The 3,289-nt window shown below is 44.6% G+C and carries 2 protein-coding genes and 1 pseudogene; 1 reads left to right on the top strand and 2 read right to left on the bottom strand.

Translation table 11 applies throughout. The features are described from left to right. On the top strand, window positions 1-1,016 hold a 1,016-nt coding region (locus VF500_RS12825; RefSeq protein ID WP_330860050.1), incomplete at its 5' end, for a glycoside hydrolase family 76 protein. 129 nt (window positions 1,017-1,145) lie between these two features. Here the strand turns inward: VF500_RS12825 and VF500_RS12820 are convergent. Beyond that, window positions 1,146-3,053: a DUF294 nucleotidyltransferase-like domain-containing protein gene (locus tag VF500_RS12820; RefSeq protein ID WP_330860049.1), complete on the bottom strand. Its 1,908-nt coding sequence runs from the start codon at window positions 3,051-3,053 to the stop codon at window positions 1,146-1,148. Next, window positions 3,037-3,289 (bottom strand): annotated as a pseudogene (locus VF500_RS12815) (3'-5' exonuclease); the annotation flags it as partial. The pseudogene VF500_RS12815 and the gene VF500_RS12820, both read right to left, overlap by 17 nt.

The following is a 3,289-nucleotide window of genomic DNA, read 5'->3' as shown; positions in this document are numbered from 1 at the left end:
AAGCCGCAGATTCTTTACAGGAAAAAACATATACCACTTTCATATCAGCAAACGGGAATTACTTTGTGCAAAATAATGCCGGCAGCACCCAGTTTAACTATTGGCCTAACGCCCATACGCTGGATATTTTTACCGATGCCTACCTGCGCACCAATAATGATATCTACAAGCAAAGGATGAGTTCGCTTTTGGCCGGGATAAAAACCACTAATGGTGGTCTCTCCAATAATTTTTATGATGATATGGAATGGCTGGACCTGGCAAGCCTGCGCGCTTATAGTGCCACAAATGATGCCGCTTATCTTACAGCTGCCCATACGCTTTGGACAGACATCCAAACCGGCGAAAACAATAACCAGGGTGGTGGCATAGCCTGGCGTAAAAATCAGCTGGATTATAAAAACACACCTGCAAATGCCCCTGCCATTATTTTTGCCGCCCGCTTATACGCGCTGGAAAAAAATGAGGCCGACCTCGCGACAGCAAAACGCCTTTACACCTGGCTAAAGAAAACCCTGCTTGATCCATCAGGTATCATCTGGGATGGTATAAATGCCAATGGCGACGGGCAGATCAGTAAGTGGAAGTTCACCTATAACCAGGGTGTATTTATTGGCGCAGCACTGGAACTTTATCATGTTACCAAAGATGCGGTCTACCTTACCGATGCTGTAAACACGGCCAACGCTACTATCAATGACACCGAGATCTCGCCCGGCGGTATCCTGAAATCGGAAGGACAGGGCGATGGTGGTTTGTTTAAAGGCATCCTGGTCCGGTACCTTACACTACTGGCCCTTGATCCCGATGTATCAGAAACCGACAGGACTAAGTTTATCAGCTTCCTGAAATTTAATGCTGAAACTTTATACACCGCCGGTATCGAGCGCCCATCACTCATGATCAGTCCGGATTGGAAAAAGCAACCATCTGGTACTACTGATCTTACTACACAGTTAAGCGGTGTAATGATGGTTGAGGCCGCTGCTACTTTGAAGAAGGCCGGGAAGTTGTAAGGAGAAATAAGTTAAATATTTTTTATGTCATTGCGAGGAGGAACGACGAAGCAATCTCGTAGCTATGCAAATCGAACATGCATTGGCTACGAGATTGCCGCGCTTCGCTCGCAATGACATTTTGTTGTTTTACCCAAACAAATTATTCGTAAACTCTACTTTTATTCTTGTTTGAAAATTATCTATAGTCCTGAAAATCTCCTTTAAAGCTACTTTTTCAATTTTGGTGAGTTTATCGGGGTCGATATAGTTATCGGGTTCGGTGCGGTCCTGGATAATTTGGGAGGCCTGGTTACGGAGGCGCAGGCTCATTAAAAAATAATACGACTGGATCAGCTCGTGAACTTCCTTTTCGTTGAATACGTCTTTTTCTTTCAGCGCTTTCAATCGCTCGCCGGTATTAACCTCAAAAATACGGTGGCGCAGAGCATACATCCGCACCAGATCTACGATTGGGGTCATTGATTTTTTGATGTCGAAAACCTCCTGGCTGCCTTTGGTAAATGTTTTAATGTTTTTGAAAAAGGTGAGCGGCGGTTCATATTGCAAAGCATTTTTAGCCATATGGAAAAAGATCTTGCCCAACGGCTTCTGTAGTTCTTCGTCCAAAAACTCTTTCAGTTCGTCCATAATGCTGGCTTCGCCGTACAGGTAACGGCAATCAAAAAAGGTGGAGAATTGGATCACAGTTTCGGGAACCGCTTCGGTCATCCAGCTTTCGTAATTGCGTTTCCAGTGGGAAAGGGAGTGTGTCCATTTGGGGTTTTGGGCCATATAGCCGCCGGTACAAAAGCTAAAGCCTATGTGGTCCAGCTTTTCAGATACCTGCTGCGCAAAGCTCAGGAAATACTCGCGCACCTCTTCACGGTGTTCGTTGGCTTTGTCTTCGTAAATAATGGCGTTATCCTGGTCGGTTTTAAAGGTTTGTTCTTTACGGCCTTCGCTGCCAAGCACCATAAAAACAAATTTGGCAGGCGGCTGTCCCATCACTTCAATAACGCTTTCTATTACTTTTATGGCAATGGTATCGGCAATGGTGGTAATCACCTGGTTCACAATTTCGGCGTTTACTCCACGTCCAAGTAATTGCGTAACCATTTGCGGTACCGATTCCCATTTGCGTTTAAGCTCCTGTACCGAAATCGCCTGCTTAACCGACTGAATAAATACCAGCGGGGATTGTGCCTGCTCGGCCAGGAGTTTATTCCTGCTGATACTGCCTACAAATTCGTCTCCGTTTTTAATGAGCAGGTACCGCGTTTTAGTGCGGAACATCATCAAAATAGCTTCGTACACATAGGCATTGGTACTAATGCAAACTATAGGGTTGCCCATTACATTGCCAACCGGTTGAGATGTATCGGCCTGTTTGGCAACCACGTTGTCGCGGAGCGTAATATCGGTCACATAGCCTACAATTTTCGCCTGTTCGTCACGGATAAAAATACAGCTCACCTTATGTTTCGCCATTAACCGGGCAGTTTCATAAACCGGGGTGCTTTGCGGACAGGAAACTATTTCGCGGTATTCGATGGTTTCAATTTTGCGCGAATACAATTGTTCGGACGCTATATAGCTTTCCTCAAAAGTTGCCGGACGTTTATAAAAATGGGCAAACTCATCATTGAGCATGCGTTTGCCAAAATCAGAAGTGAAGTATTGGAAAAACTCTTCGTAGGTTTTGCAAAGCGAACGGAAATCTTTACGGTGTAGAAAGAAAACCGTGGTACCTCTCTTCGCTATAACTGTACGGATAGACTGCTTGCGGTTAAGCAATACCGAAATACCGCCATAGCAATAACCCGAATGATGATGCTCTAACAATCGTTTATTTTGCTGACTATCGTAAAAAAAGGATTCGTACTCGCCCTCGGCAACAATATCTACGCCGCGCATTTTGGTTACTTCCTGCTGATAGATAACCGTATCCTTGCTATAGCGGATCTCCTGTAGCTGATCGGCAATTTCTTCCAGTACCTCCGCAGGCAATAAATTAAAAGGGGATACTTTACTTAAAAATTCAAGACGTTGAACCATATAACCAAAATGCTATGATGATGATCAATATTAAAACAATGGCTGCAGGTAAAAGGTATTTTTTTTCGGAGCGGATCTTTTGCAGGTAAACTTCCCGGTGCTGTACACTGTCGTCGGTAATGTCGCCGCGTTTCAGCATCTCAAAAAAACATTCAGCGGTAGCCTCGGCATCATCAAGGGCATTGTGCTGCCTGTCTAATGTTTTGTTAAACAGTACCTCGTACAACTGGTTTAAC

This window comes from Mucilaginibacter sp. (assembly GCF_036383575.1).
Classification (GTDB): domain Bacteria; phylum Bacteroidota; class Bacteroidia; order Sphingobacteriales; family Sphingobacteriaceae; genus Mucilaginibacter.
Note: the sequence above shows the minus strand (reverse complement) of the source record. Positions and strands in the feature narration are given on the sequence as shown.